Genomic DNA, 3,711 nt, shown 5'->3' with positions numbered 1-3,711 from the left:
CGCCGAACCTGCAGTTCGACCCGTACACGTTCACGTTCCTGACCCTGGTCCTCTCCCTGCAGGCGTCGTACGCGGCGCCGGGGCGGGTGCCGTTCGACCGCAGGTCCACCGCGTTGGCGACGTCCTTCAGCTCGTTGTGCACGCCGGTGACGTCCGAGCGCAGGTTGTCGTAGACGCTCTGCAGCGGCTTCCGGATGGCCTGCTCGTCCTCCTCGCTGAGCAGGTGCTTCCGGATGAACGCCTTGGGGTGCAGATCCTCCAGCTGGATGTCCGTGCCCAGCTCACGGCTCAGGTCGCCGGTGGCGTTGCGGGCCATGGCGCGCAGGTTCCGGACCATCCGGAGGCCGTCGTTGATCACGGTGGGCAGCCGGTCTCCGAAGATCAGCAGCGCCAGGAGCAGCAGCGCAGCGATCTCCCACCAGTTCAGGTTGTCGAGCACTCCGGCCTCCTCGTCCGTGTCAGGGCAAGACTACGCACGTCGGGGGCCGGACCGGGAGGGGGTGACCGGTGCTCACTTGGCATCTGCGGCGAGCGTCACCGACGCGTTCTGCCGGGTCGACCCCCGCCGGTACTCGACGGTCACCACCGAGCCGGGGGCGTACTTGCGGACCAGCGCCACCAGGTCGGTCGGCTCGGTCATCGGCCGGCCGTTGAGCCGCAGGATGACGTCGCCGGCCTTCAGCCCGGCCGCGGCCGCCGGGCCGGACGGCTCCACCGCGTTGAGGCGTACGCCGGCCCCGCTCGCCACGCCGATGCCGCCCACCTGGGCGCCGATCACCGTACGACGGGCCTTGCCGGTGCCGATGATGTCCTGGGTGACCCGCTTGGCCTGGTTGATCGGGATGGCGAAGGCGAGGCCGATGTTGCCGGCCTCCTGCCCGTCGGCGACCAGCGACTTGATGGTCGAGTTCACCCCGACCACCCGGCCGGCCGCGTCGACCAGCGGGCCGCCGGAGTTGCCGTGGTTGACCGCCGCGTCGGTCTGGATCGCCGCGTAGTAGCGCACCGGGCCGCCCGGCTCGCCGGCCTGCATGGTCCGGTCCAGGGCGCTGACGATTCCGGCGGTGACCGTGTTGGCCAGCGAGAGCGGCGAGCCGATGGCGAGCACCGGGTCGCCCACCGCGAGCGCGTCGGAGTCGCCGAACTCCACCGGCTTGAGCCCGGTACGCGACACCTTGATCACCGCGATGTCGGACTCCGGGTCCTGGCCCACCACGGTGCCCAACGCCGAGGTCCCGTCGTTGAAGATCACCGAGGCCTTGCCGGTGCCGCCCGAGACCACGTGGTCGTTGGTGACCACGTGCCCGTCGGCGCTGACGATGAAGCCGGAACCCTCGCTGATGCCGCCGAGGCTGCTCACCCGGACGGTCACCACGCTGGGCAGGACCTTCTCGGCGACGCCGGCCAGCGACTCGGGCTTGCGCTGGGCCAGGGCGGGCGGGTCGGCGGGGCGGGCGCCGAGCGCCACGCCGCCGGCTGACCCGCGAACCGCGAAGGCGTAGCCCAGTGCGCCGCCCAGTGCGCCGGCGAGCAGCGCGGTGATCAACGGGATCAGCAGCAACTGCCGGAGCTTCGGCCGGCCGGGGGCGTCGGGGTCGGTGACCGGCTCCGGTTCACCGCCGCCGCCCGGGGCGGCGGGAACCACCACCGCCGCGGGCGCGTACGGGTCACGCCAGGGGTCGGCGAGCGCGTCGGACCACCAGGGCGAGGTCGTGCCACCCCCGGCGTCGTACGGCGGCGACCCGGGCGCCGGCCGTCCCGCCGGTGCCGGAGTTCCGCCGGGCTGGCGCCAGTCCCAGCCGTCGGTCACGTCGGTGCCTCCCAGTCCCTCCCGCGCCCCGCGCCGCGCTCCACCGAGCCGACCGGCGTCACACCACGCGGGATACCGTCCAGGATTGCACGGATGCCGGGAGTGGGGTCAGCGGTTGGCGGCCGTGATCGATCCGCAGCCGACTCGCGGCTGCGCCGGTCGAGGGCCGCCTCTAGGCTCATACCGCCAACCCGCCCCCTGCACCACTCCCGCCGCCCGGAGGTGTCCCATCGCCACGGTCGCCAGTTCCGGCAGCTCGACGGCACCGGCCCTGCAGTTCGCCGAGTCGTACGTCAGCGAGGATCTCGTGCTCCGGACCGCCCGCAGCCTCGCCCACGAGGTCGGCGTCGAGGCGGTGACGCCGGGTGCCGGCGCGGCGCTGCGACTGCTCGCCGCCGCCGGCAACGCCCGCGCGGTGGTGGAGATCGGCACCGGCACCGGGGTCAGCGGGGTGTGGCTGCTGCGCGGCATGCGGTCCGACGGGGTGCTCACCACCATCGACGTGGAGGTGGAGCACCAGCGGATCGCGCGGCGGATCTTCGTCGAGGCGGGCTTCCCGTCCGGACGTACCCGGATCATCACCGGCCGGGCCCTCGACGTGCTGCCGCGCCTCGCCGACGGCGCGTACGACCTGGTCTTCGTCGACGCCGAGTCGACCGGCTTCACCGCCTGCGTGGAGGCCGCACTGCGGCTGCTGCGGCCCGGCGGGGTGCTCGCGCTCAACGGGGCGCTGGCCGGTGGCCGGATCGGCGATCCGGCCGCCCGGGACGTCGAGACGGTCACCATCCGCGAGACGATCAAGGCGATCCGGGAGTCGGAGCACTGGATCCCGGCGCTGCTGCCGGTCGGGCACGGGCTGCTCGCCGCCGTGAAGTGCTGAGCGGTCCGACTCGCGCCGTCGGGCGCGAGGTCGGACCGGGCGGTCAGAGCGTCGCCAGCCAGCGCAGCAGTCCGCGTACGCCCCAACCGGTCGCGCCCCGGGTCAGCTCGGCCTCGTCGTTCTCCGACCAGGAGGGAGCGGACATGTCGACGTGCACCCAGCGGTCCCGCAGGTCACCGGTGAACTCGCGAAGGAAGAGAGCGGCAACCACCGAACCGGCGCCCCGGTCCGGGGAGCTGTGCAGGTCGGCGAGCTCGCTGCCGAGGTACTCGACGTAGTCCGCCGGCAGCGGCATCCGCCAGGCGTGCTCGCCGGCCGCCTCGATCGAGGTCAGCAGGTCGGCGGCGAGCTGGTCGTTCTCGCTGTAGAGCGCGCCGTGCCGCTTACCGAGGGCCACCGCGTTCGCGCCGGTCAGCGTGGCCAGGTCGACTAGCAGATCGGGGCCGAGTTCCTGGACCGCGTACGCCATCGCGTCGGCGAGCACCAGCCGCCCCTCGGCGTCGGAGTTGGTGGTCTCGCTGGTCACGCCGCCGTAGTGGCGGACGATGTCGCCGGGGCGGAACGCCGAGCCGCTGACCATGTTCTCCGCCAGCGGCGCGAGCGTGGTGATCCGGACCGGGAGCCGCAGGGCGGCGGCGCCCAGGGTCGCGGCGACCACCGCGGCCGCGCCGGCCATGTCCTTGCGCATCAGCTTCATCGCGGGCACCGGCTTGATGGAGATGCCGCCGGTGTCGAAGGTGATCCCCTTGCCGACCAGCACGACGTGGGTACGCGCGTCGCCAGGCCGCCAGTCCAGCTCGACCAGGCGGGGACCACTGGCGGACCCGCGGCCGACGGCGAGGATGCCGCCGAAGCCCTCCGCCTCGAGCTCCTCCGGCTCCCGGACCCGCAGGTGCAGATCCGGCTGGTCGGCCACGGCCGCCCGGACCTGCTCGGCGAACCACTGCGGGTTCTTCACGGAGGAGGGGGTGTTGGTCAGGTCCCGGGCCAGCCGGGTCATCTCGGCCGTGGTCCGGGCCGC

Annotated in this window: 3 protein-coding genes and 2 pseudogenes; 2 read left to right on the top strand and 3 right to left on the bottom strand. The window is 73.5% G+C overall.

What is annotated here, in order from left to right; genetic code table 11:
* Positions 1-80 (top strand): annotated as a pseudogene (locus tag DKL51_RS04645) (DUF1003 domain-containing protein); the annotation flags it as partial.
* A gap of 23 nt (positions 81-103) precedes the next feature.
* Here the strand turns inward: DKL51_RS04645 and DKL51_RS04640 are convergent.
* Positions 104-439 (bottom strand): annotated as a pseudogene (locus DKL51_RS04640) (twin-arginine translocase TatA/TatE family subunit); the annotation flags it as partial.
* Positions 440-511: 72 nt separating this feature from the next.
* Positions 512-1,825, bottom strand: a complete 1,314-nt coding sequence (locus DKL51_RS04635) for a S1C family serine protease (RefSeq protein ID WP_185734705.1) — start codon at positions 1,823-1,825, stop codon at positions 512-514.
* Between the two features lie 292 nt (positions 1,826-2,117).
* Here DKL51_RS04635 and DKL51_RS04630 point away from each other — a divergent pair, with 292 nt between their 5' ends.
* Positions 2,118-2,690: an O-methyltransferase gene (locus tag DKL51_RS04630; protein ID WP_109947064.1), complete on the top strand. Its 573-nt coding sequence runs from the start codon at positions 2,118-2,120 to the stop codon at positions 2,688-2,690.
* Positions 2,691-2,733: 43 nt separating this feature from the next.
* On the opposite strand, the gene DKL51_RS04625 is transcribed toward DKL51_RS04630, so the two are convergent.
* Positions 2,734-3,711 (bottom strand): leucyl aminopeptidase family protein (locus tag DKL51_RS04625; protein WP_124811763.1); only part of this gene is annotated, 978 nt, incomplete at its 5' end.

It is taken from the genome of Micromonospora globispora (assembly GCF_003857015.1).
Lineage (GTDB): Bacteria > Actinomycetota > Actinomycetes > Mycobacteriales > Micromonosporaceae > Micromonospora > Micromonospora globispora.
Note: the sequence above shows the minus strand (reverse complement) of the source record. Positions and strands in the feature narration are given on the sequence as shown.